Annotated in this window: 20 protein-coding genes and 2 tRNA genes; 14 read left to right on the plus strand and 8 right to left on the minus strand. The window is 51.6% G+C overall.

All coding sequences use genetic code 11. From position 1 onward, the window contains the following. A partial coding sequence (locus VJ464_03280) for an SUMF1/EgtB/PvdO family nonheme iron enzyme (GenBank protein HKQ04130.1) occupies nt 1-949 on the minus strand: 949 nt, incomplete at its 3' end. Nucleotides 950-1,063: 114 nt separating this feature from the next. Beyond that, a complete protein-coding gene (locus VJ464_03285; GenBank protein HKQ04131.1) occupies nt 1,064-1,534 on the minus strand; it encodes a nuclear transport factor 2 family protein in 471 nt (156 codons plus the stop codon). Between the two features lie 204 nt (nt 1,535-1,738). On the opposite strand from VJ464_03285, the gene VJ464_03290 reads away from it, so the two are divergent. Next, nucleotides 1,739-5,341: a two-component regulator propeller domain-containing protein gene (locus VJ464_03290; protein HKQ04132.1), complete on the plus strand. Its 3,603-nt coding sequence runs from the start codon at nt 1,739-1,741 to the stop codon at nt 5,339-5,341. Nucleotides 5,342-5,537: 196 nt separating this feature from the next. Next, nucleotides 5,538-6,665 carry an AAA family ATPase gene (locus VJ464_03295; GenBank protein ID HKQ04133.1) on the plus strand — a complete coding sequence of 376 codons (1,128 nt, stop codon included), beginning with the start codon at nt 5,538-5,540 and terminating at the stop codon, nt 6,663-6,665. A 64-nt stretch (nt 6,666-6,729) separates the two neighbouring features. On the opposite strand, the gene VJ464_03300 is transcribed toward VJ464_03295, so the two are convergent. After that, nucleotides 6,730-8,856 (minus strand): NF038122 family metalloprotease, encoded by a 2,127-nt coding sequence (locus VJ464_03300; GenBank protein ID HKQ04134.1) that lies wholly within the window; start codon nt 8,854-8,856, stop codon nt 6,730-6,732. A gap of 218 nt (nt 8,857-9,074) precedes the next feature. On the opposite strand from VJ464_03300, the gene VJ464_03305 reads away from it, so the two are divergent. The 3 genes from VJ464_03305 (at nt 9,075) to VJ464_03315 (ending at nt 12,892) form a co-directional block, all read left to right on the plus strand. Further along, nucleotides 9,075-9,554: a hypothetical protein gene (locus VJ464_03305; GenBank protein HKQ04135.1), complete on the plus strand. Its 480-nt coding sequence runs from the start codon at nt 9,075-9,077 to the stop codon at nt 9,552-9,554. Between the two features lie 506 nt (nt 9,555-10,060). Beyond that, nucleotides 10,061-12,619 (plus strand): M36 family metallopeptidase, encoded by a 2,559-nt coding sequence (locus VJ464_03310; protein HKQ04136.1) that lies wholly within the window; start codon nt 10,061-10,063, stop codon nt 12,617-12,619. A 200-nt stretch (nt 12,620-12,819) separates the two neighbouring features. Next, nucleotides 12,820-12,892, plus strand: a tRNA-Glu gene (locus VJ464_03315). A 10-nt stretch (nt 12,893-12,902) separates the two neighbouring features. Here VJ464_03315 and VJ464_03320 read toward each other — a convergent pair. Together VJ464_03320 and VJ464_03325 are read right to left on the minus strand one after the other, a co-directional pair. Next, complete coding sequence (locus VJ464_03320) at nt 12,903-14,003, minus strand: tyrosine-type recombinase/integrase (protein ID HKQ04137.1); 1,101 nt, start codon at nt 14,001-14,003, stop codon at nt 12,903-12,905. 2 nt (nt 14,004-14,005) lie between these two features. Further along, nucleotides 14,006-14,665, minus strand: a complete 660-nt coding sequence (locus VJ464_03325; protein HKQ04138.1) for a hypothetical protein — start codon at nt 14,663-14,665, stop codon at nt 14,006-14,008. 363 nt (nt 14,666-15,028) lie between these two features. Here VJ464_03325 and VJ464_03330 point away from each other — a divergent pair. The 7 genes from VJ464_03330 (at nt 15,029) to VJ464_03360 (ending at nt 22,530) form a co-directional block, all read left to right on the plus strand. Next, nucleotides 15,029-15,101 (plus strand) — tRNA-Ser (locus VJ464_03330). Between the two features lie 92 nt (nt 15,102-15,193). After that, nucleotides 15,194-16,771 (plus strand): hypothetical protein, encoded by a 1,578-nt coding sequence (locus VJ464_03335; GenBank protein ID HKQ04139.1) that lies wholly within the window; start codon nt 15,194-15,196, stop codon nt 16,769-16,771. Nucleotides 16,772-17,648: 877 nt separating this feature from the next. After that, nucleotides 17,649-17,996 (plus strand): hypothetical protein, encoded by a 348-nt coding sequence (locus VJ464_03340; GenBank protein ID HKQ04140.1) that lies wholly within the window; start codon nt 17,649-17,651, stop codon nt 17,994-17,996. Further along, nucleotides 17,996-19,456, plus strand: coding sequence for a tetratricopeptide repeat protein (locus VJ464_03345; protein ID HKQ04141.1), 1,461 nt, complete (start codon nt 17,996-17,998; stop codon nt 19,454-19,456). The genes VJ464_03340 and VJ464_03345 overlap by 1 nt, the downstream gene beginning before the upstream one ends. 295 nt (nt 19,457-19,751) lie before the next feature. Next, nucleotides 19,752-20,486: a hypothetical protein gene (locus tag VJ464_03350; protein ID HKQ04142.1), complete on the plus strand. Its 735-nt coding sequence runs from the start codon at nt 19,752-19,754 to the stop codon at nt 20,484-20,486. A gap of 682 nt (nt 20,487-21,168) precedes the next feature. Beyond that, nucleotides 21,169-21,507 (plus strand): hypothetical protein, encoded by a 339-nt coding sequence (locus VJ464_03355; protein ID HKQ04143.1) that lies wholly within the window; start codon nt 21,169-21,171, stop codon nt 21,505-21,507. A gap of 435 nt (nt 21,508-21,942) precedes the next feature. Next, nucleotides 21,943-22,530 (plus strand): hypothetical protein, encoded by a 588-nt coding sequence (locus tag VJ464_03360; protein ID HKQ04144.1) that lies wholly within the window; start codon nt 21,943-21,945, stop codon nt 22,528-22,530. 81 nt (nt 22,531-22,611) lie between these two features. Here the strand turns inward: VJ464_03360 and VJ464_03365 are convergent, their stop codons facing one another. Next, nucleotides 22,612-22,902: a helix-turn-helix transcriptional regulator gene (locus VJ464_03365; protein HKQ04145.1), complete on the minus strand. Its 291-nt coding sequence runs from the start codon at nt 22,900-22,902 to the stop codon at nt 22,612-22,614. A gap of 172 nt (nt 22,903-23,074) precedes the next feature. Between VJ464_03365 and VJ464_03370 the strand changes: the two genes are divergently transcribed. After that, nucleotides 23,075-23,524, plus strand: coding sequence for a hypothetical protein (locus VJ464_03370; GenBank protein HKQ04146.1), 450 nt, complete (start codon nt 23,075-23,077; stop codon nt 23,522-23,524). Between the two features lie 89 nt (nt 23,525-23,613). On the opposite strand, the gene VJ464_03375 is transcribed toward VJ464_03370, so the two are convergent. Then, entirely contained in the window at nt 23,614-23,910 is a 297-nt protein-coding gene (locus VJ464_03375) for a hypothetical protein (protein ID HKQ04147.1), read from the minus strand. A gap of 46 nt (nt 23,911-23,956) precedes the next feature. After that, nucleotides 23,957-24,187 (minus strand): helix-turn-helix transcriptional regulator, encoded by a 231-nt coding sequence (locus tag VJ464_03380; GenBank protein ID HKQ04148.1) that lies wholly within the window; start codon nt 24,185-24,187, stop codon nt 23,957-23,959. Between the two features lie 254 nt (nt 24,188-24,441). On the opposite strand from VJ464_03380, the gene VJ464_03385 reads away from it, so the two are divergent. Next, nucleotides 24,442-24,837: a hypothetical protein gene (locus VJ464_03385; protein ID HKQ04149.1), complete on the plus strand. Its 396-nt coding sequence runs from the start codon at nt 24,442-24,444 to the stop codon at nt 24,835-24,837. Nucleotides 24,838-24,858: the final 21 nt, after the last annotated feature.

The raw sequence follows: 24,858 nt of genomic DNA on the forward strand, positions 1-24,858 counted from the left end.
GCTGGTAAGAAGCATCTACCCATTCGGCGACGCTGCCCGCGAGGTCTTGAACCCCGTACGCGCTCGCCCCGCCGGGCTGCTGGCCCACATTGTTCGGGTGGTCCGAGCCTAAATTGATCCGGCCAGGGTCAGGGCTATTACCCCACGGCCACTGACGTTTCTGTTGCGAACCGGGGTCCCAGCTCGCGGCCTTCTCCCACTCCTGTTCCGTGGGCAAGCGCTTGCCCGCCCACCGGGCGTAGCTGGCCGCGTCGTTCCAGTTGACTCCGACCACCGGCGCGTCGGGGTTATTGTTGAAGTACTGCGGGTCCCAGTGAGGGTTCGTCGGGTAAGCCCGTTTGGTTTCGTCGCAAAACTTCTTGTACTGCGCGTTACTAACCTCGAACTTATCTATGTAGTAATCCGGCAGAGTGACTTTGTGCGCGGGCCTTTCGTTCTGTTCGTGATTATCATCACCCATTATGAACTCGCCTGCTTTAACCAGAATCATCGGGCCGTTGTAATCAATCTCGGCCATCTCTTTGGGCGCGTCGCCGGCTACGGATTGCGCGGAGTAGATGACGGATTTCGTTTCGCCGTCTTTGCCGATGACGGAAGTGTTGAAATCGTCATAGCCCTGATGCGAAACGCGAACGACTCGCTTCCCCGATTCGAGGAGCGCAACTCTTATGGTCCCATCGGCGCGCAGCGTGCCGACGGCCTTGTTGTCTACGAAGACATCGCTGCCGGGCGGCGCGCCCCTGACGATCAGCGCGAAGCCGGGGTCTTTTGTCAGCAGGAAGAACAGGAGCCAGCACAGCGCCAGTGTCAAAGCGCAGCCGCCGACCCACCAGCCCCACAGCGGGATGCGATTCCACTTACTGCGCATCGCGGCCTTAGCGCCCGCAGGCCGTTCAGCCGAGGCGGTTCCGTATTCGTCGTTGGCTTCCTTTGCGCTCATCTGATTCATAAACTTTCCGAAGCGCCTGCGTGTTCTTGATCGGCAAGCGCTTCGCAATAGATACCCGAAATCAGCTTCGACGGTCACCACCCATGCGGGCGGCGATTTGAAACCCGTTTCGCGTCATTGCGCCGGTTGCGCGGCGATGCGCGATGAATGCGTAGCCACCTGCTGCCAGCGGCCCTGCCGTTTGATATAGACTGTGAGATAACGGTCCTGCCCGTTGATGATGTGCGTCCCGACTTTCCCCTTCACAGTGATTCGGCCCGCCGCCACGGCAGTGCCGCCGTAGACGCGCACCTTCAGGTCTTCCAGCTTCACGTACTCATACTTGAGGCTGCCGGTCTTCAACAGCGAGAGATAGTTTTCCTTTGTCACGACCATGCCGTTAGGGGCGGTGAAGCTGTACTCGTCGGCCCAGACGCGGTCTAGCGTCGTCGTGTCGGCTTTAAGAAAAGCGTCCAGGACTTCGCCCTCGATCTGTCGCAACGCCTGTTCAACCTGCGCGTCAGAAACGGATGATTTATCCTGGTCTTGCGCCAGGGCGGGCGACATGGCGGCAGCAAGAATTATCGTTATGAGTATTTGATTCATAGAGACTCCTTTCGCAAATTTGTTCTACGCAAGCATATTGATTCGAGGCCGGAAGATCGCCACCCGCTTGGGTGGGAATTACAGTACCGCGAGCGGTAGCGGGTGGGTGGTCTATGGCATCACGCGCCTGACCCGCTCGCTACCCTCGCGGTACTGTTTTACAATAGATCGCTCACGCGTTCACCGCATCGCAAAGGAGTCTTGATGATCCCCGCTGACTCGCAGCAAATCAGCCGCGCCGTTTGCATAGCATTGTTGCTTGCCGCGTTGTTTGCTGCGGCGGGCGAGGCGAGGGCCGAGCGGTTGCCGATCAAGTCTTACACCACGGCTGACGGGCTGGCGCATAATCGCGTGAAGCGCATCGTGCATGACTCGCATGGCTTCCTGTGGTTTTGCACGGCGGGAGGGCTGAGCCGCTTTGACGGTTATCAATTCACCAGCTACACGGTCGAAGACGGGCTGCCCGCCCCGTCCTCTAACGATTTGCTTGAGACGAGCGATGGCCTCTACTGGATAGCCACCAATAGCGATGGCGTAGTCCGCTTCAACCCGCTCGCAGTCGCGCGCCGTTCGGCGGGCCAAGCGCCGCCGCCGCGCTTTACAGTTTATGCGGTCGGCCCTGAGCCTGCGACTAATCGCGTCAACGTTCTATATAAAGACCGCGCAGGGTTGCTATGGGCGGGGACCGACGGCGGGTTGTTTTATTTGGACGAATCGAAAGGCGACGAGTTTCAGCGCGTCCAACTCGGCATACCTTCGCACGCGGACATTCAGGTGCAGGTGTTGGCGCTGGCCGAAGACCACGCGGGCAGCCTGTGGGTCGGCACGACTTTCGGCCTCGTTCACCGCCTGCCCGATGGCCGGATAGTTCATTACGCGATTCAACCCTTCGACAATAGAGACGCCGTCGCGGCATTGTTAGCCGACGGGCAGGGCAGGCTGTGGCTGGGGCATCAATCGGGTTTGATAGTGTTCAACCCCGAGCAGGTTTCTTCGTTGAATGAAGGGCGCGCGCTCTCGCCCATTGCCACTGTTGATGCGCGTCGTTACACGACTTCAGGCAAGGACTTGATGGGGCTATGCCAGACCTCTGACGGGCGAATATGGGCGGCAGAGTTCGGCGGCGGCTTGATCGAATTCAATGGCGACGCCTCGCGCACTTACATGGTCGCGCAGCGCAAGGGAGACAGGATCAGCACGTTTGCCGAGGACCGGGATGGCAACCTCTGGATCACTACGGATACCAATGGCGCGTTGAAGATTACAAGGCGCGGGCTTGTGAATTATGGCGAAGATGACGGGCTGGGGCAGATCGTCGGCACGATTTTCGAGAACCGGGCGGGCGAGCTTTATGTCTATAGCAGCATATGGCGCATCAGTCGCTTTGACGGTAGAAGGTTCTCGACCATCAGGCCCGCCTTGCCCGCAGGAGTCACCGATAAGAGCTGGCGCAATAACAACGGCTTCATCGAAGATCATACCGGCGAGTGGTGGATCGCGACGCGCCAGGGGCTTTGCCGCTTCCCGAAAGTGAATCGCTTCGAGCAACTGGCCGAGACGCCGCCGAAAGCCGTTTACACGACCCGCGATGGGTTGAGCGATAACGACGTGACGCGCCTGTTCGAAGACTCGCGCGGCGACATATGGGTCGCCTCTTTCGTCCCGGTGCGCGAATCGGTCACGCGATGGGAGCGGCGCACCGCGAGCTTTCATCGTTATTCGGAAGCCGACGGGCTGCGGCCCTTCGTCACCGTCCTCGCTTATTGCGAAGACGCGGCGGGCGACGTGTGGTTAGGTTTTCGCGAAGGCGGGCTGGCCAGATATAGGGATGGCCGCTTCACGCTACTGGGGCCGGACGAAGGTTTGTCGGCGGGCGCGATCAATGACATGTATGTTGATCCAACAGGTCGGCTCTGGGTGGCGGTCGGCCAGGGGGGGCTGTGCCGTATTGATGACCCGGCGGCGGACCACCCGCACCTTTTGACCTACACAAAAGCCGATGGGCTTGCGAGCAACATCGTTCAAAACGTCACGGGAGATTCGACGGGGCGCATTTACGTTCTCGGCATTCGGGGCATAGACCTGCTCGACCCGAAAACGGGCGGCATCAAACATTACTCCGCGACCGATGGACTGACGGGCGGGGAGTTCCGCGCGGCTTTTCGTGATCGAACGGGCGCGCTGTGGTTCGGGACTACCAAGGGGCTTTCGCGGCTCGTCCCTGAGCCTGAGCGAGCCACCTCTCCGCCGCCCGTCTTCATCAGCGGCCTGCGCGTTTCGGGCGAAGCCGTCTCGCTGTCTGAACTGGGCGAGACCGCCGTGACGGGCCTTGAGCTGGGGGCAGGTCAGAACAACATTCAGATAGATTTCTTCGCCCTCGCGTTCGGCGCGGGCGAGGCATTGAGTTATCAATACAAGCTCGAAGGCTCGAACGCGGATTGGACCCCGCACACCGCTCAACGTACTATAAATTACGCCAACCTTGCGCCGGGCGCGTACCGCTTCCTCGTGCGGGCCGTGAGCGCCGACGGCACCTTCAGCGAGTCGCCCGCCACGGTCGCCTTCAAAATATTGCCGCCCTTCTGGCGTCGGTGGTGGTTCATCGCGCTCGCGGTGTCGCTCGTCGCGTCGGTGGTCTTCGCCTTTGATCGTTACCGCGTCGCGCGATTGAGAGAGCTTGATGGCGCGCTCACCGAATCTCGGAAGCTGACCGAACAACTGACGACGCAGAGCGCGGAGCTTCGCAAGGCTAACCGCTCGCTCGCGCTCGAAGCCGCCGTGACCGGCATCATCTCGGAATCGGCCACCTTAAACGACGCCGCGCCGAGAATCCTTCAAGCGGTGTGCAGCCTTGCCGGATGGGACGCGGGCGAATTATGGGAGCTTGACCCGCAGACGCGGGCCTTGCGCTGCGTCGCCGGGTGGAACCGCGCGACGGATGGCGGCGCGGGCAGTGCGGATTCGCCCAACGCGTTCGGCTTCCCGGTACTCCTGGGCCATGAAGTCCTCGGCGTGCTCAAGCTGTTCACAACTGTCAAGCAGGAGCAGGACGCGGAGCTGCTCGAAATAATGTCAACCATCGGGAGTCACATCGGCCAACTGATAGACCGTAAGCGCGCGGAAGAAGCGTTGAGGAAAAGCCGCGAGGACCGGCTGGCCGAGCTTGAGCGGGTGCGTAAGCGAATAGCGACTGACCTGCACGACGACATCGGGTCGAGCCTGACGCAGATCACTATACTCAGCGAAGTCGCGCACCAGCAGGCGGGCCGGGGCGATAAGCGGAGCGTCGAGCCGCTCGCGCGCATCATCAAGGTGTCTAACGAATTGGTTGATGCCATGAGCGACATCGTCTGGGCGATCAACCCGAAGAAGGATCATCTGAGCGACCTCTTGCAGCGGATGAGGCGATTCGCCAGCGACATCTTCACCTCGCGCAACATAGCTTTCAGCTTTCAAGCCGCGCCGTCTGAAAATGATATAGAGCTGGGCGCGAATTTGCGGCGCGAGATATTCCTGGTGTTCAAAGAGAGCGTCAACAATGTAGTGAAGCATTCGGGCTGTTCGCGGGCCGAGGTCGAATTTCGCGTGGACGGCGAGTGGATCACGCTCAAGGTGAGCGACGACGGCAAAGGATTCGACGTGGCCATGGCCGCCGATGCCGGGGGAGACCGCGCGAGCCAGTGGAGAGGCGGCAACGGGATAATGAGCATGCGAAAGCGGGCCTCGGAGATGGGAGGCGAATTCAAGATCGTCTCCGGCAAAGGCGAAGGCACGACCTCCACCTTCAGTGTGCCTGTCAATCGCTGAACCCTTCAATAACCAAAAAATATTCGCCGCCCATGCGATGGCCGCGCGCCATGCTTGTTTCTTCTCTACTGAATCGCGAACTGAAAAAAGTCGAACATTGCTACCCGTGCGGGCGGTGACTCGAAAACCTGCTTGAAGTATCTTCAGCGCGTGGTGATCGAATGAGGGCGCGCAAGCGCGGAAAGAAGGTGCTTCGATGATTGTCACGAATAATACAGAGATGGTGGCGCTCGACGCCGAGTTGAGAAGCCCGCTCGTCGAAGAGTTCGAATCAAAGCTCGCGGGGCGCATCGTCGGCCAGGGGCGTGCCGTGCGGTCTCTCGCTTCGCTTTACCAGGTATTTCAGGCGGGGCTTGCCTCCCCCAACCGCCCGATAGGGACGATGTTGTTTTTGGGGCCGACCGGGTCGGGAAAGACCCGCGTCGCGGAAGCCGCCGCCGAAATACTTTTCGGCTCGCCGAGCGCGTTCGTAAAAATAGACTGCGCGGAGTTCCAGCACTCGCACGAGATCGCGAAACTGATCGGCTCGCCACCGGGCTATCTCGGCCACCGCGAGACCTCGCCCATGCTGACCGAACACAACCTGAGCCTTTACCACACGGAGCGCAACCCGTTCACGCTCGTGCTGTTTGACGAGATTGAAAAAGCTTCCGACGCGCTATGGAAGCTCCTGCTCGGCATACTCGACAGGGCCACGCTCACCTTAGGCGACAACCGCCGCGTGGACTTTTCGCAGACCATAATCATCATGACTTCCAACCTCGGCGCGAAGCAGATGGGCCAGCTCATCAACGGCTCCATCGGATTCGCCCCGGCGCAGGCCAACAGCGTCGTAGACGATAAATTAGATAACAAGCTCTACGCCACGGCGCTGGAAGCGGCCCGCCGTCATTTCAGCCCGGAGTTCATGAATCGTATAGACAAGGTGGTGACGTTCCGCAGCCTCAAGCAACAAGACCTCGGCCAGATACTTGACCTCGAACTCGCCTTAGTCGAGCGCCGGATGACGGAAGGCTTGAGCGCGCAATTCAGTTTCAAGCTCACCGACGAAGCGAGAGAGTTCTTGCTGGTCGAAGGCACGGATTATCAGTACGGCGCGCGCCACCTCAAACGCAGCATAGAGCGATTCCTCGTTCACCCGTTCGCCAACCTTCTCGCGAGCGGGCAGGTGCGAACCGGGGATGCGATTGTCGTTGACAGCAACCAGGCGAGGCGCGGGCTGGCTTTCATGCGCGACGAGTCGGTGGCGAGCATGGCACAAGCGGCTGTGGAGAGAAGTCAAGTTATGCAAACCGGCGGCGACCGCAGCCTTATGGTGGCCTGATTGATCGCCGGTTGCTGCTTGAACCGGGCGGCGGCTCGCGACGAGGCGGGTGACTCCGAGAGTGTCAAATAGTCAGCGCGAAAATATTCGACCACCCGAACGCGTTTTTCACGCGAACTCGATTGAGTCCCGGCTTGAGAGACAATTGACCGGCATCGCCTTTAATCACCAGCCTGGTTCCTGATTTCTTCACTTTGATTTTTCGCGGCGGCGCGACCGTATGGCCGTTGATCTCTAGCTCCAAACCGTCCGCCAATCCGCGAACGCTTAATGTGAGACTCGAACGGTCGAATGAAGCCTTTGTCACCGTCAGCCCGCCTTCCTGAGCTTTGCTGAAATCAACGATTGCTTCGGCGCTTCTATTGCCGGAGCGATCAACTAAAACAACGCTCGCCAGTGACGCTTGTGGGATCGCGCCCAGGCCGCTAACGGTCAATTGAGATTCAACCTGAGTCGAGTTGCCGAACGCTATCGCGAATCTCGACAAGGGGCTAATCGTGCGCCCCGCTTCGTCAAGGATGCTCACTTCAGCCATTTCCAAATCGCCATTGCAATCCGTCGCGGCATAGTCGAGTCCTAAACTGTCGCCTTCGAGATTGGCTCTGAGGTTGAAGATCGCGGGCGCGCGACTGATGGCGCTGCTAGTGGTGCCGCCGGTGACGGTCGCGGTGACGGTGAAATTCGCGTCGCCCTTCCCGAAGTTCGCTATGGCTATGAAGTAAACTCCCTGTCGCAGAGGCGGAGAACTCGACGGCGTGACGGTCACGCTTTCAAAGTTCGCGTCGGTCGCGGACCTGTAATCGCTTACCGGCCTGTAGCCTCCGATCAATATTCTCTGGCCGAACCGGACGAAGAGGTCTACGTCCTGATCCCCGCTTAAATCTATCTTCAACCGAGTAGCGCCTCGCGGGACCGCAATCGAATACTGCGTCCGCGAAAGCACGCCCAGATTCACAGGCGGCGCGGTCAGCCCTCCGGCTTCAGGCCGGCCCGAAATCAAAGGGACGAGCAGCGGGTCAGGGCTGCTGGTCCTATACCCGATGGCGTCGAGAACGCTTATGTCGTTTCCGGTGATCGCCTGATGCTCGCCCGGCCCAATCGTCGGGTCCATGACGCCTATGTATCGCCCCGTGAGAATGTCGTCCTTCCAATGCGACGGCTGTCGGCCATCGCCGCCCGTGCCGTCGGGCCGCCCCGTTGATAACGCCAGCGAATCGTCGCCCGCGTAAAAGCTCTGCTCTCCCCCCGAAGATATTATGCGCGGGGCGGCGGCGATGGCTTCGCCGGTCGAGTCGGGGCGAACCCGGAACAAATCCCATATTGATGGCTCGGCTCCGACGGAAGGGTTAACTTCCTGCTGACCGACGGATGATATGAATCCGAGCACGTGGCCTATCTCGTGCGAAGCCATGCTCTCGAAATCCAGCTTGCCCTGATCAATGCCATCGTCAGGGTCAAAATCAAAATCGAACTTTGAATTGAAACCGATTGCCGGGGGCGGGCCGAAACTGCTCGACTCGGCTTCAGCGTCAGCCACTTGATTGATCAAACCCAGCGCGCGAAGCGTTGCCGACGAAGCCGTCATGGCTGCGGCGTCCCCCTTGTCCGTGCGCACGGCCTTCGCGGGGAGCGAATCGTACGTTGAGATTTCTTCGGAGGTGTAGGCTTCGGAAATCAGGCCGGCCCGGATCGCTGGATAAAGGCAGTTGCCTCGGAGAACCTGCGCGTCAGTGATGCTGACTACCTTATCGTCGAATGGCTCGCCGAATAATGTTGGGCCGAAATCAACGTCTATGACGATAACGGCCTCGGTTTGAATGAACGCCTCCCATCGAACGGCTGCGCGCTTGAAGGCCGCTCGCGCGAGCGGGAAACTCTGCAACTGGGCCGGGCCGCGCAACATTATCTTTAAGCCTGAAGCTTGAGCGCCGGGCTGATCCGAGACCGGCAGCGGCCTGCTTAAGTTCGGGTCGCGCCCTTTGATTCTGCGAGCTTGTTCGGCGCTGGCTTCGAGACAAACGGCTCGCCCGTCAACCATCCTGCGCGCGAAAGTGCCTGACGCGGTCGCGCGTGTCCAGGTGGAAGCATTTGAAGCATTCGAAACGTCGGCCTTGAGGTTGAGAGGAAAGTAGGTCAAGTTGAGGACGAACAGGCAGGCCAGAACCGCAGCGCGCATGGGGTGACGGCGCATAATACCACCTCGCTTATTTGCAGAGCAGTTATCACCGTGGAGTCTGAACGAGGGACAGGTTTGCACCCTGCCGACCCTCATTAGGGGGTATATTGCTAATTCAGCCTTGCTTTCATTTCTCAGGGAGTCCGCAAGAAGCTCTTTAAATCGGTACAAGAATTGCACGCAGTCTCTTTGCAAAAAGCAACGAAGAATCGTACGGAGACGGAGCGCAAAGTATGAGTAGTGAAGTGAAGCAAATGACTGATGAAGAGATTCGCGAGCGCATCATTCGGCTTGGGTTTGACGGGGACCGGCGGCGGTTTGAGGCTTTCCTGGAGAAGCTGCGAGAAGGCTTGCCCCGAGGGACGGGCGTCGCCCTTCGCGGCAGCGTCATCACGAACGAGCGGTATGCTGACGGGCAGCCTTTCGATGCGGACGGAAAAGGTACAAGCGATTTAGACGTAACGCTCATCGGCGGCAAAGCGATGGATTGCTGGGATAAGGACGAATTTTATATCCCGGCGCTGCACACTAAGCCTCTGGGCGACAAGGCCCCGCACATCGCGCCCGATTTGAACCCTCTGCGCGAAGAATTGCAGCGACTGGCGAAGCGGCCAGTGAATTTTCAAGCCACCGCCAACATAATCCTGTTCGGGCGCGACGTGTTGTTCGACGAGCCGTATTTCATATTGATCGAAGCGAGCGAAGATGAGTGATTCTCAAGCCGCTCGGCTACAACATCCCTTGAGCGCTCACGTCGAGGGAAGAAAAGTTTGGAGTGCCGCTTTCAGGCGGAACGCTTCGCAGACATAATCTTCCGCCTGAAGGCCGTGCTCCAAACATATCCCTTCATTGACTCACCACCCGGTTGTAAAAGTGCTTGAGATTACCGTTTTCATTATGTTATAAAGCACGCTGTCAGTAATTGCTTGGCGGAAGAGTGGAGTCAAGACGATCCTCGATTTTCTTCCCACTAAGAAAACAAAAGGTAAAGCACAGACAAGACCAACGAGGTGGTGCGCCTGCGTGCGCGCAATACTCCCTTAGTAAGGCGTTACTCTATCGTCGCCCCGATGGTCTGCGCCGCCCGCTCATCGTTCCCGTGGTGAGAGGGACTGCGTAAAACGAAAACGACACAACTAAGGCCGCCCGCCTTGAAAGAGGAGGTGCGAGCGGCCTCTTACCCATTCTGCGACTCGGAATCGAAAGGAGAAAAGACTTTATGCGTAAGATATGGTTTGTGTTATTCCTGGTTGCTTTGATCGCCCCTTCGATGACAAAGCTCGGCGCGTCGAGCGCTGCCTCGGCGACAAAGATTAGCCCCTGGCAATCCGCCGTCATAGGGTTGCCCAACTACGACATACGCAACGAGGTTGCGGAGGTCGAGAGACTCTCGGCTGCGAAAGCGCCGGGCGAGAGCGCCGGTTTGCAAGCGCGGAAGAACGCGATTGAAAATTTCCGCGCCGCCCTTTCACCTGAAGCCCGCGAAAACCTGCGCTACGAAATCAACGAGGCGGGCGTCCCGAAGGTTTTCTTCAATCTCGCCTCGGCGTTGTCCCGACCCTCGACCGGGTCCGCCGATCAGGTGGCGCGCGCGTTTCTCAGGCAGCACAACGACGTTTTCGGGCTGACGAGGAGTGAAGTGCGCGGCCTGAAACTTGAAAACACGGATAATGATCAGGGCATTACATTCCTGAATTACACTCAGACGATTGATGGCATTTCCGTATTTCAAGGCCAGGTGCAGATGGCCATAGGCGCTGCCGGGGAAGTGCTCAGTGTTATGGAAGGCGCGGTCATCCCGAACGGTGATATCAATACGACCCCGGTTTTGTCTGAAGGGCAGGCGCTCAACCAGGCGTTCAAGTATTCGGGCCGATTGGCCCCCGCCGCGATTGAGATGGTTGAGGCTCGTTCGGAGCGAGGCGGGCGCGCCCGTTTCCGAAACCCGCTAGGCCCCGGCTATGAAGACATACTCTCGGAGCTGGCCGTCATGCGCGTGGGCGACCGGGGCGTGCTCGCCTGGCACTCTTACGTCGAGGCCGGCGCAAGCGAGTGGTACGAGATATGTTTGGACGCGAACACGGGCGCGCTGTTGTTGCGCAATAACCTCTACGCGGACGCGGCGCAGGGAACGGTCGCGACGCGAGACCCGATTTCCACGCCGCGCACGCTACAATCTTTCGTGGGCGACACCGTGATAAATACGGCGGCGGGGTGGATGGGCACTTCGACCGTCACGACAGGCAACAACGTAGAATCGTACCTCGACACGGACGCGAACAACACTCCCGACCCCAACAACACGGCGGGGCTTTCGAACGGGCACGCTTCTTCTGCAACGCAGGATTTCACGTTCCCGTTCACGCTCGGCGTAGACCCGCGCACGCAAAGGCCCGCGTCGGTGACGAACCTCTTCTACTTCTGCAACGTCATGCATGACTTCGTCTACAGGCTCGGCTTCACGGAGTCGGCTGGGAACTTCCAGACCAACAACTTCGGTCGCGGCGGCACGGGTAACGATTCCGTCAGGGCCGAAGCGCAAGACGGGTCGGGCACAAACAACGCCAACTTTGCGACCCCGCCCGAAGGGAGCCGCCCGCGCATGCAGCAGTTCCTCTTCACGCAAGGGACGACCTCTCTCAGCGACGACCGCGACAGTTCGGAAGACGGTGACGTTGTGCTGCATGAGTACGGTCACGGCGTATCGAATCGCCTTGTCGGCGGGCCTGCCAACACTAGCTGCCTCGGCGGCACCCAAGCGGGCGCTATGGGCGAAGGCTGGTCGGATTACTGGGCGATTACTTTCTACAACGATGGCCGCGTAGGCGAGTACGTGACCAACAACACCACTAACGGCATCAGGCGCGCGGCCTACACGGTCCCGGCCAACCCGGTCCACGATTCTTACGCAGACCTCGGCGTCGGGGGATTTGAAGTTCACCGCGACGGGGAAGTCTGGGCCGCTGCCCTGTGGGACCTCCGCGTCACGCTGGGCGCTGCCATAGCCGACCGCATTGTGTTGGAAGGCATGAAATTCACGCCTTGCAGCCCCTCGTTTCTCAACGCCCGCGACGGAATATTGCAAGCCGACCAGAGCATCAACGGCGGCGCGAACAGGTGCAACATCTGGACAGTCTTCGCGCGTCACGGCATGGGCGTGTCGGCGACGGGTAACAACGGGACCACGCACAACGCCGCGACTGATGTCCCGTCAGACTGCGGAGGCGGCGGAGGCGGAACGACCGTCTTCTTCGATAACTTCGAGACCAGCCTGGGCTGGGTGACTAATGCTAATGGCACCGATACGGCAACGACGGGCCAGTGGGAGCGCGGCAACCCGGAGGACACCAACTCTAGCGGGCCGAAGCAACTCGGCACGACCATCAGCGGAGTCAACGACCTGGTGACGGGCAGGCTCGCGGGCGCATCGGCTGGGGTTAACGACATAGACGGCGGCGTGACATCAATTCGCTCGCCCTCAATCACTCTGCCCGCGACGGGCACTCTGACCTTGTCGTTCAGTTTCTATCTGGCGCACGGGAGCAACGCTTCGAGCGCAGACTTTTTGCGAGTAAGTATCGTAAGCGGGGCGACTACCACAACGGTCTTCCAGAGGCTGGGCGCGGCGGCGGATGTAGACGCCGCGTGGGCCTCGACCAGTGTTAGCCTGAACGCCTTCGCCGGTCAGACAGTAACGATTCGAATCGAGGCCGCCGATGCTTCCGGGGCGAGCCTCGTGGAGGCTGGCATTGACGATGTCAGGGTGACAAGACAGTAACAGCAGCATGGACTTTGCGAGAGGCGAGGGTGATTAGCTCTCGCCTCTTTTTTCATGCCGAAGCGCTGCGCGCAGAGACGGGCGGCGACGACCTTCAACACGAATCTTGCGAACTAATTCAAACTCGGCTAATATCAAAAATTCTGAGTCGCGAATGATCTTTAACAATAGAGTCTAAGGCCGGCTCATTCCACGCTTATGACTCGTTCGTCTAGGGGCCTAGGACACCGCCCTTTCACGGCGGTAACACGGGTTCAAATCCCGTACGAGTCATCCTTTCCTATTAAACACTTACAGCTAATTCCGCAATCGCCACATTTGGAGCGGTGACGCTATGGTGACAAGCTTCGCCGAATACCGCATCTAATTTCTCTACTGCGTCAGCTAGAAAAGCAGGACTCAGGTGTTGATACCTCGCGGCCATTCTCAAGTCCTTATGTCCTAGTAACTGAGCTACGGTGTGAATGTCTGCGCCCGACATTCTGAGCCATGAGGCGGCAGTGTGTCTAAGATCGTGAAATCTGAAATCTTCTATCTCAACTGCCTTACAAGTTCGCTGGAAAGCAACGCTAACTTGTTCTGGCGTAAGTAGTGGAAACAGCCTATCCATTGGTCTAGTGTTATGACTAAAGGGCAAAGAAATGAACGCTTGTTCGGCGGATTTATTCAAGTAGATGATTCTACCTTCTCCATTTTTTGTTTGTGGTAGCAGAATCCTATGATGGGCTATATCAACATCGAGCCATCTAAGATTTAGGATTTCGGATCGCCGCATCCCTGTACACACAGCGATAGCAACAATCGGGCGCAGCCAATCAGGACAGGCGCGCATCAATTCTTTAAGTTCAGTAGGTTGAAGATAACGTACACGACCGGCAGGAACTCGCGGAGACTTTATCCCTTGTGCAGGATTAAGAGGTATGATTTCCCACTCTACAGCCAGCCGTAAGAGGTGTTTTAAGACGTTCAACTCTTTTTGAATGGTATGGGCCGATACTTCTCCACTCCTCTTAGTGATATATCGTTGAACATCTAGCCGTCTAATAGCTGATAGCTGACCAGCAAAAAATGTTGAAAGGTGTTTTTCAACTATTCCCTGCTCCCGCTCATAGGCTTTAAGTGACAACCTAGCTTTTTGATGGGATAGAAAACGCGCAGCCACTTCTATAAATGTCTCTTCTCCAGGTGGAGCAAAACCCAAAGTTCTTGCCTGCTCGACTCTGAGCATTTCTGCCGCCCTTGCGTTAGTCGCTTGTGAGAGAGTCTGAGCGTCTGTGCTACGGCGGCGGCGGCGGCCTTGAATATCAGTCCAAGTAATCCAATAGCCAGAGCGATCTTTGCGTTTATAGACTCCATCTCTATCCACCTTCTTACTCTTAGCCACGTCTATTTCCTCCTATTCTTTGCTTTTGGACTTCCAAGTGCCTCTCTCTTATTGTCTTTTTGGACTCGTTGTTGTTTGTATTTCTCTGGGTATTGCTCGCGCCATTTACGAACTCTCCGAATCCCGTTGCACTTCCTTGAACAACAAGGCTGATCTATCCGCCCAGCCCAATAGATATTTTCGCAGATAGTACATTCACGAATACGGCTTGACTCAACACCCACTAGGGCATCCGCTAAGGGAGTTGGCTTTACTACAATCTTCCCCTCTTTATCAGTTCCTAGTGTTGCTAATGCTTGTGTCACAGGCAGCGATAGCTTCTTACCAATTTCCCCTCTAGCAATTTGCCGAAGTATTATTTTTGCCTCTATAAGAAGAGAATATCGAAGATCAAATTCCTGTAGAGTGTCTATGCGTATTGAACCAATAAAATCCTGAACCTCAATAGGTAGTGGTGCAATGATCTTCTTATATCCATTTATCCAATCCTGCGGATCATAGGTTCCTTGTTCAAGGAATGTGGCGAATATTTCTTGGGGAGTTTTGATGTTCGGAGGAAGTAGGTTTACAAGATTAATTAGCTCGCCAAGCTTTTGAGATACTGGCTTGGTGCGTAACACTTGTCGGCGAAAATCATTTTTCATCTGTTGGACTTGTTCCATAGATATATGAAGCGATTTATGATAGCATACAGTCTGTCTTAGCGCAACTGACTAACATAAAGGAGTATTGAATAAGATGGCGACAAGTGTTACAGGTATGGAACCACTGGCGGTTGATTTAGAGCAGGCGTCGAAAATAATTCCGCTCAGTATTCACACGTTACGAGCTTACGAGCGGAAAGGGCTGATCAAAGCGACCCGCGTGGGAAGGCGTGTCCTGATCCCGATTAGTGAGTTGCAGAGGATAGTTAGGGAAGGCATCCAGACCGAAAAATAAGCTCGCTTGACTGAGCGGCAAGCCCTAATAATCAATAAAAAGGCCAGCCCCGCTAGGCTGACCCTTTTCTAAAGATTGAACTTTGTGCCCCTGTAGCTCAACCGGATAGAGCACGCGCCTACTAAGCCGACGATCCCAGTTCGAGCCTGGGCAGGGGCGACCCATTCCATTTTGGTTGGGCCGAGAACATTATACCTCTTCCCGGCCTCAATCTCAATGGCAACCACTAAAATTAATACCGGAGATTACAGATGTCTGCACTTGCTAATCAGGATAAGGAAGGCGAAGAGGATGATACAACAAACAAGGCTAGTCCTCTACCGGAGATAGATGCGGATATTCAAAGCCTGCCAATAATAACTGCACAGGCTTGGTCGGCGCTTCAAAAAGCTAATGATCCGCCATACTTATTTCGACATGGAGGCTCTATAGTCAGACTAGAACCTGATGAAGAGGGTGGTCGTATAATGCGGGAGTTGAATCTTGATGCTACACGATACGAATTAGCGCGAGTGGCGCGATGGGTTAGAGAGCGGAAAGGCAATAAAGGGGCTGTGGAGTGGGAAGATGCTAAGCCTCCAATAGATGTTGTAAAGGATTTGCTTGCCACTCCTACTTACCCTCTACCTGCTATAACCCGCATTACTCAGGTTCCAGTGTTTGCTTCTAATGGGGAATTACAAACAGAAGCAGGCTATCATGCGACAGCTAAGGTCTATTACTCCCCCGCTAATGAATTCGTTATAGCTGATGTTCCTAAGAATCCTTCTTCCGAAGATATAGCGAAAGCTAGGAGCTTAATCATTGACGACTTACTCTGCGATTTTCCATTTGTATCTGACGCTGATCGCGCTCATGCAGTCGGACTATTTCTACTTCCATTCGCTAGAGACTTGATTGTAGATGCAACTCCTTGTCACTTAATAGAGGCCCCAACTCCAGGAAGTGGGAAAAGTCTACTAGCAGATGTGGCACTACGGCCAGCGGTAGGTAGAAATATAGGTGTTGTAACACAGGCTCGTGATGGTGATGAATGGAGAAAAAGATTAACTGCCCGCTTTAAGGAACTGCGTGAGGTCATTCTTATTGATAATGTCACGACAACGCTGGATTCCGGTGAGTTAGCTTCTGCACTAACTGCGCTCAATTGGGAGGATCGAATACTTGGTAGAACTGAAACCGCCAGCTTGCCTGTAAGATGTGTTTGGGTTTGCACTGCTAATAATCCAATGATGAGTACAGAGATTGCTCGTCGTTGCATTAGGATTAGGCTTGATACTGGCATAGATCGTCCCTGGATTGCGGAAAAGGGATACAAACACCCTGATCTAAGAAAATGGGTAGACGAACATCGAATCGAATTGGTCTGGGCTGCCTTAGTTTTAATCCAAGCTTGGCTTGTAGCAGACAGACCTAAACCACAATGCAAGCTGCTAGGCTCTTATGAAGAGTGGACACGCACTATTGGGGGAATTTTAGAGAACGCAGGTATCAAAGGATTCCTAACTAACCTGGATGAATTTTATGAAGCAGCGGATATTGAAGGAGCTATTTGGAAAGACTTTGTAGAAGAATGGGCGGAGAAGCATGGTTCAAAGATAGTTACTGTTGCTACCCTGTTTAATATCGCTAATAACAACGATGGGTTTGAGTTCTCAGGCTCTAGTGAACGAGGACAACGCATTTCATTTGGAAAGCAATTGGCGCGGCAACGGGATCGTGTTATTGGTGAGCATAGAATTGTTGATTTCGGAACTGTAAAACGTGCGAAGCAATGGCGGCTGCTGCCACTGGCCCCGGCGAGCAGTGATGAGCCTCCACAGGAGTGAATATTGTGAATATTGATGAATGTTCTGGCCCCCGTATATATAGAAAGACACAACTCTATATAGTGAGGGAATAGAAAACATTCACTGATATTCACCATATTCACCCTGAGCAAGATGAAAGAGATTAGATAGGTAACAATTGGCTCCTTATGCAATGATCTTGCAATCCTGATGCGGGGCTAATCTGGCTATATTCTTAGTCTAACTTATGGGCGGTAAGTAGATAATATCTTTCAGCGCAGGTTTAGTTGATTGCAAAACTCGCTTGAAAATAATTAAGCCAGTCGCCCATTACAGTTTATATATCGGATAGCCATAGCAGTTCATAGGGGTCTATGATTCGCTACCGCTGAGTGCGAGGAGCAAACTTGGCCTGATAAAATGGCAGGTAGGGCTGAGTACAATACTCTGATTCTTGGCCAACGAAAAGGATATGAATTATTGATGTGCTAGAAAAGTTCTATAGAGAATTCCCCAGGCAGAGGATCACTATATAGAGGATGGTAGTAACGAGTAGCCAGCCTTGTAATGCGACGTAGCCCCAGAACAGAATGCCTACAACCATCAATAGGGCAGAGGGTAAATGCCAAGATAGTTTGCCCATAAGGGTGCTATCCCGTTCGTCTTGTTGAAAGATGCTCTGCATTCGCTGGGATTCTAAGGGCAATGACCAAGACACGCAACACCCAACACTGCGGGGGAAGCCACTAAGGATAGCACAGGGAAGATGATCGAGTTGCTAATCCCTTGTCTGATTACTAAAGCAGTAGTGTGATTTCACTCTGATCTTTGATTGAATACCAACTTGCTGCGCCGATGGTATCTCAGTCTTTTTTTCGGTAGAATCTGCACAAATTCAATCGTGAGGAGTTCTCTGATGGACGTTCTAACCATTGCGAGCTTTATTGCAGTACAAGTAGCAAGCGGTTTTCTGAAAGAACACGGCAAAGAAATCTACCAAAAGGTAAAAGGTATCTTAACCCCTGAGGAGCTTATCACTCTTGGCCTGCTTGAAAAGCATCCCCAAAGTAAAGAATTACAAGGTGAGGTTGCGACAGCGGTTCAAACGCATCTTAAAACTGATCCTGGTTTAGCTCAAGAGCTAGAAACTTTGATAGCAAGACTTCCAGCAATTGAGACAAAGCAAAATACAATCTCACAAACGGGCGATGGAAATATAGCCGTTCAAGATATTCAGGATAGTGAGATAAATATCAATAAATAATGCCCAAGAAAAAGATCAAACAAACCGGCACGGGCAACATTGCGCTCTCAGGTATCAAGAATTCTGAGATCACTGTAATTATAGGTGTAAGTCACGAATATAACGAATTGCTTGAAAAACTAGAGACTCAAGAAAAGCTACTCTCTCTTACCCCTGAAAATGACACTATTGAACGTCAAAAAATATCGAAGAAGATTGAAGCAATCAAAATAACCATAGAAGAGTTCAAACGCGATGTTATAAAGCTTGCTGAACAATTCCAACGGGCAGAGATAGAGAGTCCACAGGTTATTAATGTTCGTTTAAATAATGCGAAGAGACTTTTTCTGGAAGGCAAATTTCGAGATGCACGAGCTGTTTTTGATACAGAACGGGACCAAATGAGAGATGAAAAATCGCGGCTTTTGGTTAAACGTGATGAGTATAAAACGGACATCTTGCCTAGACTTAAGAATCTTGCAAACGAATATTTCATCCACGCTTTATTAGCTCAGTTAGACTACTCAAACAAGAATTGGTTTAAAGAAGCTCGTCAACATTTTGAAGACTCAATTGAAACCTATCCAACCAAGTATAACGTCTTTGAATATGCTTACTTTTTATGGAGGCACAATCATGTCAAAGACTCTGAAAAGTATTGGCAGCAGTTTTTGACCGACTTTGCCGCCGAAATTTCTTTGCCTGAAAAAGCAAGAGCATTAAACAATTTAGGTTTGCTCCAATGGGACTCAAACGAATATCAAAGGGGATTAGATTACTGTGAAGAGGCTTACGGAATATACACCATCCTACTAAAAGATGGTCCATCAATCTACCTATCTGAACGGGCAGGAACCTTGAATAATATTGCTATGTTTCATGGCGAATTAGGAGAGCACTCAAAAGCCGAAAAAGAGTATGAGGAGGTATTACGAACATATAGTAAGTTGAACGAAGATACCCCGTCAGATCACCGCTTGTTTGAAATCGGAAAGATATCAGGCAATCTAGGTAGTATATACACCGACACCAAAAAATATAGAAAAGCCTTGGCAGCACTCAAGAAATCTTTAGCGATTTACAAGCAGGTAACGGGTAAATTCGATGTTCTGTTTTATGTTGCGACCTCACTTCATAATCTTGGCAGACTTCATCATATACAGAAGAAATATAAAGAATCTATAGAAGCCTATGAAACGGCTTTAGAGATTAGGATGAAATTGGCAGAGTACAATCCTATGGTATATATCCCTGAAGGGGCGTGTACACTCTCCAACCTCGCTTATATTTATACACAGGTGCCTGATAAAGAAAAATCTATCGAGTATGCGTTGAAAACACTTCTCGTTCTATTGCCAATCTATGAACAAGTTCCTTTTACGCAGGGTTATATGCGAAATGCGCTGAATGTCCTAAATGGTTGGGGGCTAAGCCATGATGAAATTGACCAAATGCTTGCAGAGGCAGCAACGGCTGAATAAAGAAAGCCCTCCCATTTCTGAGAGCTTCTGTTCATATAGCACACCCGCACAGTACACAGCTTGGTCTATTCTGCCTAATCCTTGTCCGTGTCTTCTCCTTTCCTTGTAGTAAGGGCGTGGAGTAGCAAGCTGCTCGTTACAACTGATTTGTTCATAGATATGATGATTAATGATTGGCGACCTTTTGATTAAGCGTAGCATTTCTACAGATGCCGTCAACATGCGGAAAACTCGGCTTTTCTGGTATTATTGCAGAGTTATCCACAAGGGGTAAAACTATGCATGGAGAAACGGTATGGAATGCTTGAGTGAAGAAGTGCTTGATGAATTCCCAGAAGATGCTCTGGTTTGGGTTATTTTGGATAAAGCTGATCCAAATACCTATTTACTGTTCCCAAAAAATAAAGATGTCTTGGCGCTTTGGGCGTTTATGAAGCGTGAAGATGCGAACCATCTTGCTTTTATACTTAAAGAGGCCGCTCCAGCCTATAAGGATATGGAGTTAATAGTTGAAAGTGATCCCTTAAAAGAAGTGAGAGCAGGAGCTAAAGAATACAACTCCATTCTGTGTGTTATGTCGCCTGTTGATTCTTTGGAATTCTTTAAAAGGTATGAAGAGTTTTTGTCTCATTATTACGGGACCGAAATAAGCGAAGAAATTACTAGCCTTGGGGATTTAATCACCGCAGATACAGCACTGAATGAACTACCTGATGATACAACGATATGGATAGTCTATTCAGAGGAACGGAATCAATTAGTAATTGTTCCAGATCAGAAATACAAAACTGGTACGCTTTGGCTCTTTCTGAAAAGACAAGATGCCGAACATATGGCATATTTGCTCATGAACCATATTCCAATCATGAATGGCATTACGCTTACAGTGCAGGAAAGAAACCTAAAAGAGACAATTGATCTCTTCAGTGCAGATCAGCAATGGATGGCAATAATCTCTCCGAATAAGGCACTGGAATTTTTCAGCCGATTTAAAGAGTACATGGCTCATTACTATGGGTTTACCGACTGATAATTCCTGCGCAGGCCAGTCAAACCGGACGCGCTTCCTCATTAGTCAAGAACTCGACAGCCTGAATCGCCCCACTAACACTACAAGGCACAGCTAGACAGTACCACTCGCCCTCTAACTCCCTGATCCAAACGCCTGCTTTTGGGTCTACGCCTATTTGTTTGCCCTTATATTCAAAGACAACCCACTGATTAGCGGTCTTGCAAGAAGGGATGCTATAGCCACGCTCTACGAGTAGCTTTTCAAGATAGCTACAAGCTTCACTTTGCTTGATTGCTTTCATAGAAAAATAGGAGAGCCTGATTTCCCCTAGGCTTTAAGCCCACAGACCCTCCCTATAGAACGCTAAAGGAGAAAACTACTTTCCCTTCGCTACTGACTGTCTGACCAACTCGGAAACCAAACGCTGCTTATCTTCTCCTATAGGACACACACACCACGTTGATGCATTAAGGTTAAGCTCCTCATCCTGCCATCTAATGCCGGTATTCTTGCAATCTTGGCACACCTTTACTTGAGCTTATCCTTGTGATACAAAGATTGATTTTGTTGGGGCCTAGAAGAATGAGAGAACCCTAAGCCCCAACTGTAGTTGGTGATTACCAAATCTACTTGTAACAGCGCACATAGTAGCGTATTGACTAAAACAATGTCAACACCTATGCGCTGTCTTAGGCGGCGTATGGAAACACTGAGTCAGTACGTCAATCGAGTAATGAAGGAGAAGAATATTAAAGCCCTTGATGTAGAGGCTAGAGCTACTGAATTAGGCCATAAGATCACCGACACCTACGTTACTAACATAATGAGGGGAACTAACAAGAATCTTTCTATCGAAAAGCTCATTGCCTTAGCAGACGGTTTAGACGTGGATAAAGTTGAATTGTTCAAGGTTGCGGCTGGCATAGAAGAAACCGGAGAGACTTGGACAGTCCAGAGCCTTACAAGAGTAATTCAGAGAATATTCCGGCTGAAGCCAGCAGAGATAAGGCGGATCAAGAAGCTCTTAGAGATCGAATAGCCTCCGCCTATCCTGAGAGCCTTAGCTTCTTAAGCCCACGCCTCGTAGGAAATCGAAGCTCCAGGTAGGATGCGTCCCCTAAAAAAATCTATTGCTTCCTCTTTAGTTGCCCCGTTGAATGTATCAGGGTAAATGGAATCCGAAAACAATTCATCGCCAAAAGTATTTGGACTCCGGCAAAGCATCGTTGCAGTTATGCCGTTACCGTCCGGCCTCGATAGTATCGTAATTAGAAAATATGTAATCCCTGCTACTACATGATATTTCATATTCAATACCTCCAAAAGCATTTATCCCAAAATGAGCATTATACAGCAGTAATTGACATTCCTCGAAGGCGTATAGTAGAGAAATATTAGCTTTTCTTGTCAGGAGGTAGGGTGTCTCTTCGTCATAGCACACGGTCTAGGTTCCAGACGTGGAGGAATTGAACGCATGATGGGTTTATACGATCCCAATTTCTGGATTAATTTCTGGCCGGGCTTTTGGGCAAATCTTGTTTCCAGTTTTATAGTCGGCATACTCATAACCGCCTTCATTTCTTGGATAATAAAGAAGCGCAACAAAGCGGAAGCCCGCATTCTTTTTAACCTCATATCGCATGAAAGCAATCCTCGTGAAGCGGAGTTTTCCTTTTTCATAAAGAATACTGGCCGGGTTGCCTTCAAAGAAAACGAAATCTACTGGCATATTTTTGTTCAAGGAACCCCTCCACCAGAAGGGATACCGCTACATCGCCCTGAAAGTCAGTGGATACGCGGGAGTATAACCGTGGATGGTCTCAACTTCACTCACTATAGTAGTCTTCTTCCTGCACCTGTATTTCCAGGAGTAATGCTCCACTTATTCTCCATTGATGGAATCATATTGAGCACAGAGAAACTCTTTTTTTACTATTTATCAACTGCTCATGGTTACTTCCCACGGCATTTAGACCTTAGCGAAGATGGTGAAGTCATATTGGAAAGCGTCTTTGAAAAAGGCGAGATTAGTTCTATAAGGCAATACCGATCTCTAACCTAATGCAGTTATCCACACCCCCACCCCTTCCCAGACTCTACCAGTTTGCTATACCTAAATAGGAAAAAGAGAAACCGTCTTCTACTAGGGTCTATGCTTTGCCTTGCTAGGCAGCTTTCTAGGCAAATCAATCTCATCATCCACAAGCACATCCATAGACACCCCTATAATCTTTGCATAGGCTAATAGAACCACCAGGAAAGGCTCTCTGCTACCACCCTCGTATTGCGAAATATGACCAGGGTAGATCGAGGCTTCAGGGACAGCCTGTTGTAGACGATCAGCCATCTGCTCCTGAGAATAGCCTAAACGGTCTCGAATCTGCTTTAGCTTAAGCCCCATATTCTTAGGCTGAAGCCTCTTGCCGCGTCCCATCAGAAGGAACCTCCTGACGAGATCGCTGCTAGGGGCTTGCAGGCGCTTCTATTTTGAAGTATAGATGGCTTGCTATGTAGACTTGCCAGAAAGCCTATAGCTCTCAGGCAAGCTGAATTCATGTAGCTCTTGGCCTCAGTCTAGCCATTCAAGTTGGAAGGGAGTTTAGCATATGAAAAGAGTTTTATTGAGTGTTATGGCCGGCTTGTTATTATTTGGTAATTCCCAAGGACAGGTTAACGACTCAAAAGAAGTAATTCTAGAATCGCCAACTTTGCTTCTCTACTACAATATAAATGGAGTAACTAAAACCAAGGGGAATACAGTAAAGATTTGGTTAAAAGTAGTTCCAAAATCCAAGAAATTCAAAGATGAATATGAGAAATCTAGAAAGAAAAATTGGCCTAAACATCACGCGCCTTATATCTTCACTCTTGTCTTACAAGAATATGATTGTGAGGGGATGGTTAGATATCTAGATGGTGTGGATTATGGGGAGAACCATGAGAAGATCGGTAGAATTAGACCAACTAGTTTAGCCGAAATAGCGTGGAGAAATATTATTCCAGAGAATAATGAAGATAAAATCTCTAAGGATGTTTGTAAAGTATTAGAGAAATAGACTACATTTAGGATGTAGAATCATGGATACTAAGCAGGCAGATTGCATGATTGAATTACTAAAGAAAATTCTTAGGGAGCTAGTCGAAATCAATCGTGCTGTGTCCAAAGATTAGAAATGTTTTCTAATAGTAATGTAGACGCCATCCCTAGTGCTGCTTTGGCTTGGTCATAGCCCCGGCTGTTTTTCCTAATAAATCCTGCTATATTGCCTGCCAATTTTAGTATTTGGTCGCCAGCTATTTTTGTGGAGGTTGGTTGGATAGTTTGATTCATATGAGTGAATATACCATATACGTCAATGGCATATGTCACAGCGCCAAGCCCAAAAGAAAATAGTATCAAAGGAAAGGCAAAAACTGATCCAATTAAAAAAAAGTGGCTCAAGACAAATTCGACTAGATGAATCTCTCTTCGACCCCTATGACAACTCCTAGCTATTACCCTTGGATTTCTTTTTGCCCTCTACTACTTTGACTAGAATATCGCTAGGCTCACATTCAAGAGCATCAGTAATCCGGTCTAGCACATCAAATGTGATCCCCGTAGATAAACCCTTATTCATTCTCCATAGCGTGTTGTGACTGATGCCAGTTTCCTTAGCCAGCCAATAGAGAGTATGGCCCTTCTCTTCTAGTACCTCATCTAGTTTCACCTGTATCATAAATCCTCCCGCCCTTACTATACTCTATCTAATATATACTTTCAATAGTATTTACTATCAATAGGGAGATTTTGCTTGACAGCATTATACTATATATGATATATACTATATATAGTATTGGTAAACTATGAAGTAATTAGGCCAGCGGCAAAGTCCAAAGGCATTCTGTAAAAGGTAAAGGCTCAAGATGCTAGGAACACCCTGAGCCTTGAATTCCCACCTGTGTTAGCAGGTAGAAAGGATCGCTAAATCCAATGTCAGAATACACCCAAGCAGCAACCGACATCAAGAGCCTTATAGGTGAGCAAACCTATGCAGGCTATAACCACCAACAGCAAGAACAAGAACTGCTAGAAGCAGCAGCTAGTAGTGAGGATGAGCCTCTAGTCTGCTACTTCTGCAATCAGCAAATCACCCAAGATCAACCCATAAACCTCCATCACCCCATCTATAGAAGCAACGGCGGGACTCAGGTAGAGCCAGCACACGAAACTTGCCATGTCGAATATCACAGCAGGAAAGGCGACTATCGCACTTGGGGCAAGCGTAGTGCAGAGACTAGAGCATGGGCATTCAACCTAAAGAATGTCCGTACACACCCCGCCTATGACTTCGATAGAGCCTATTACCTGATGCTCTATGCCAACTAATCAGGATAGGGGATAGGTAGA

It is taken from the genome of Blastocatellia bacterium, assembly GCA_035275065.1.
Lineage (GTDB): Bacteria > Acidobacteriota > Blastocatellia > UBA7656 > UBA7656 > DATENM01.

Coding starts and splice junctions, on each gene's coding strand:
- VJ464_03310 (HKQ04136.1), top strand. CDS start 10,061: ATGCGTAAGATATGGTTTGTGTTATTCCTGGTTGCTTTGATCGCCCCT.
- VJ464_03285 (HKQ04131.1), bottom strand. CDS start 1,534: ATGAATCAAATACTCATAACGATAATTCTTGCTGCCGCCATGTCGCCC.
- VJ464_03295 (HKQ04133.1), top strand. CDS start 5,538: ATGATTGTCACGAATAATACAGAGATGGTGGCGCTCGACGCCGAGTTG.
- VJ464_03325 (HKQ04138.1), bottom strand. CDS start 14,665: ATGGAACAAGTCCAACAGATGAAAAATGATTTTCGCCGACAAGTGTTA.
- VJ464_03340 (HKQ04140.1), top strand. CDS start 17,649: ATGGACGTTCTAACCATTGCGAGCTTTATTGCAGTACAAGTAGCAAGC.
- VJ464_03305 (HKQ04135.1), top strand. CDS start 9,075: ATGAGTAGTGAAGTGAAGCAAATGACTGATGAAGAGATTCGCGAGCGC.
- VJ464_03365 (HKQ04145.1), bottom strand. CDS start 22,902: ATGGGACGCGGCAAGAGGCTTCAGCCTAAGAATATGGGGCTTAAGCTA.
- VJ464_03350 (HKQ04142.1), top strand. CDS start 19,752: ATGGAATGCTTGAGTGAAGAAGTGCTTGATGAATTCCCAGAAGATGCT.
- VJ464_03335 (HKQ04139.1), top strand. CDS start 15,194: ATGTCTGCACTTGCTAATCAGGATAAGGAAGGCGAAGAGGATGATACA.
- VJ464_03290 (HKQ04132.1), top strand. CDS start 1,739: ATGATCCCCGCTGACTCGCAGCAAATCAGCCGCGCCGTTTGCATAGCA.
- VJ464_03360 (HKQ04144.1), top strand. CDS start 21,943: ATGATGGGTTTATACGATCCCAATTTCTGGATTAATTTCTGGCCGGGC.
- VJ464_03385 (HKQ04149.1), top strand. CDS start 24,442: ATGTCAGAATACACCCAAGCAGCAACCGACATCAAGAGCCTTATAGGT.
- VJ464_03370 (HKQ04146.1), top strand. CDS start 23,075: ATGAAAAGAGTTTTATTGAGTGTTATGGCCGGCTTGTTATTATTTGGT.
- VJ464_03355 (HKQ04143.1), top strand. CDS start 21,169: ATGGAAACACTGAGTCAGTACGTCAATCGAGTAATGAAGGAGAAGAAT.
- VJ464_03380 (HKQ04148.1), bottom strand. CDS start 24,187: ATGATACAGGTGAAACTAGATGAGGTACTAGAAGAGAAGGGCCATACT.
- VJ464_03345 (HKQ04141.1), top strand. CDS start 17,996: ATGCCCAAGAAAAAGATCAAACAAACCGGCACGGGCAACATTGCGCTC.
- VJ464_03300 (HKQ04134.1), bottom strand. CDS start 8,856: ATGCGCCGTCACCCCATGCGCGCTGCGGTTCTGGCCTGCCTGTTCGTC.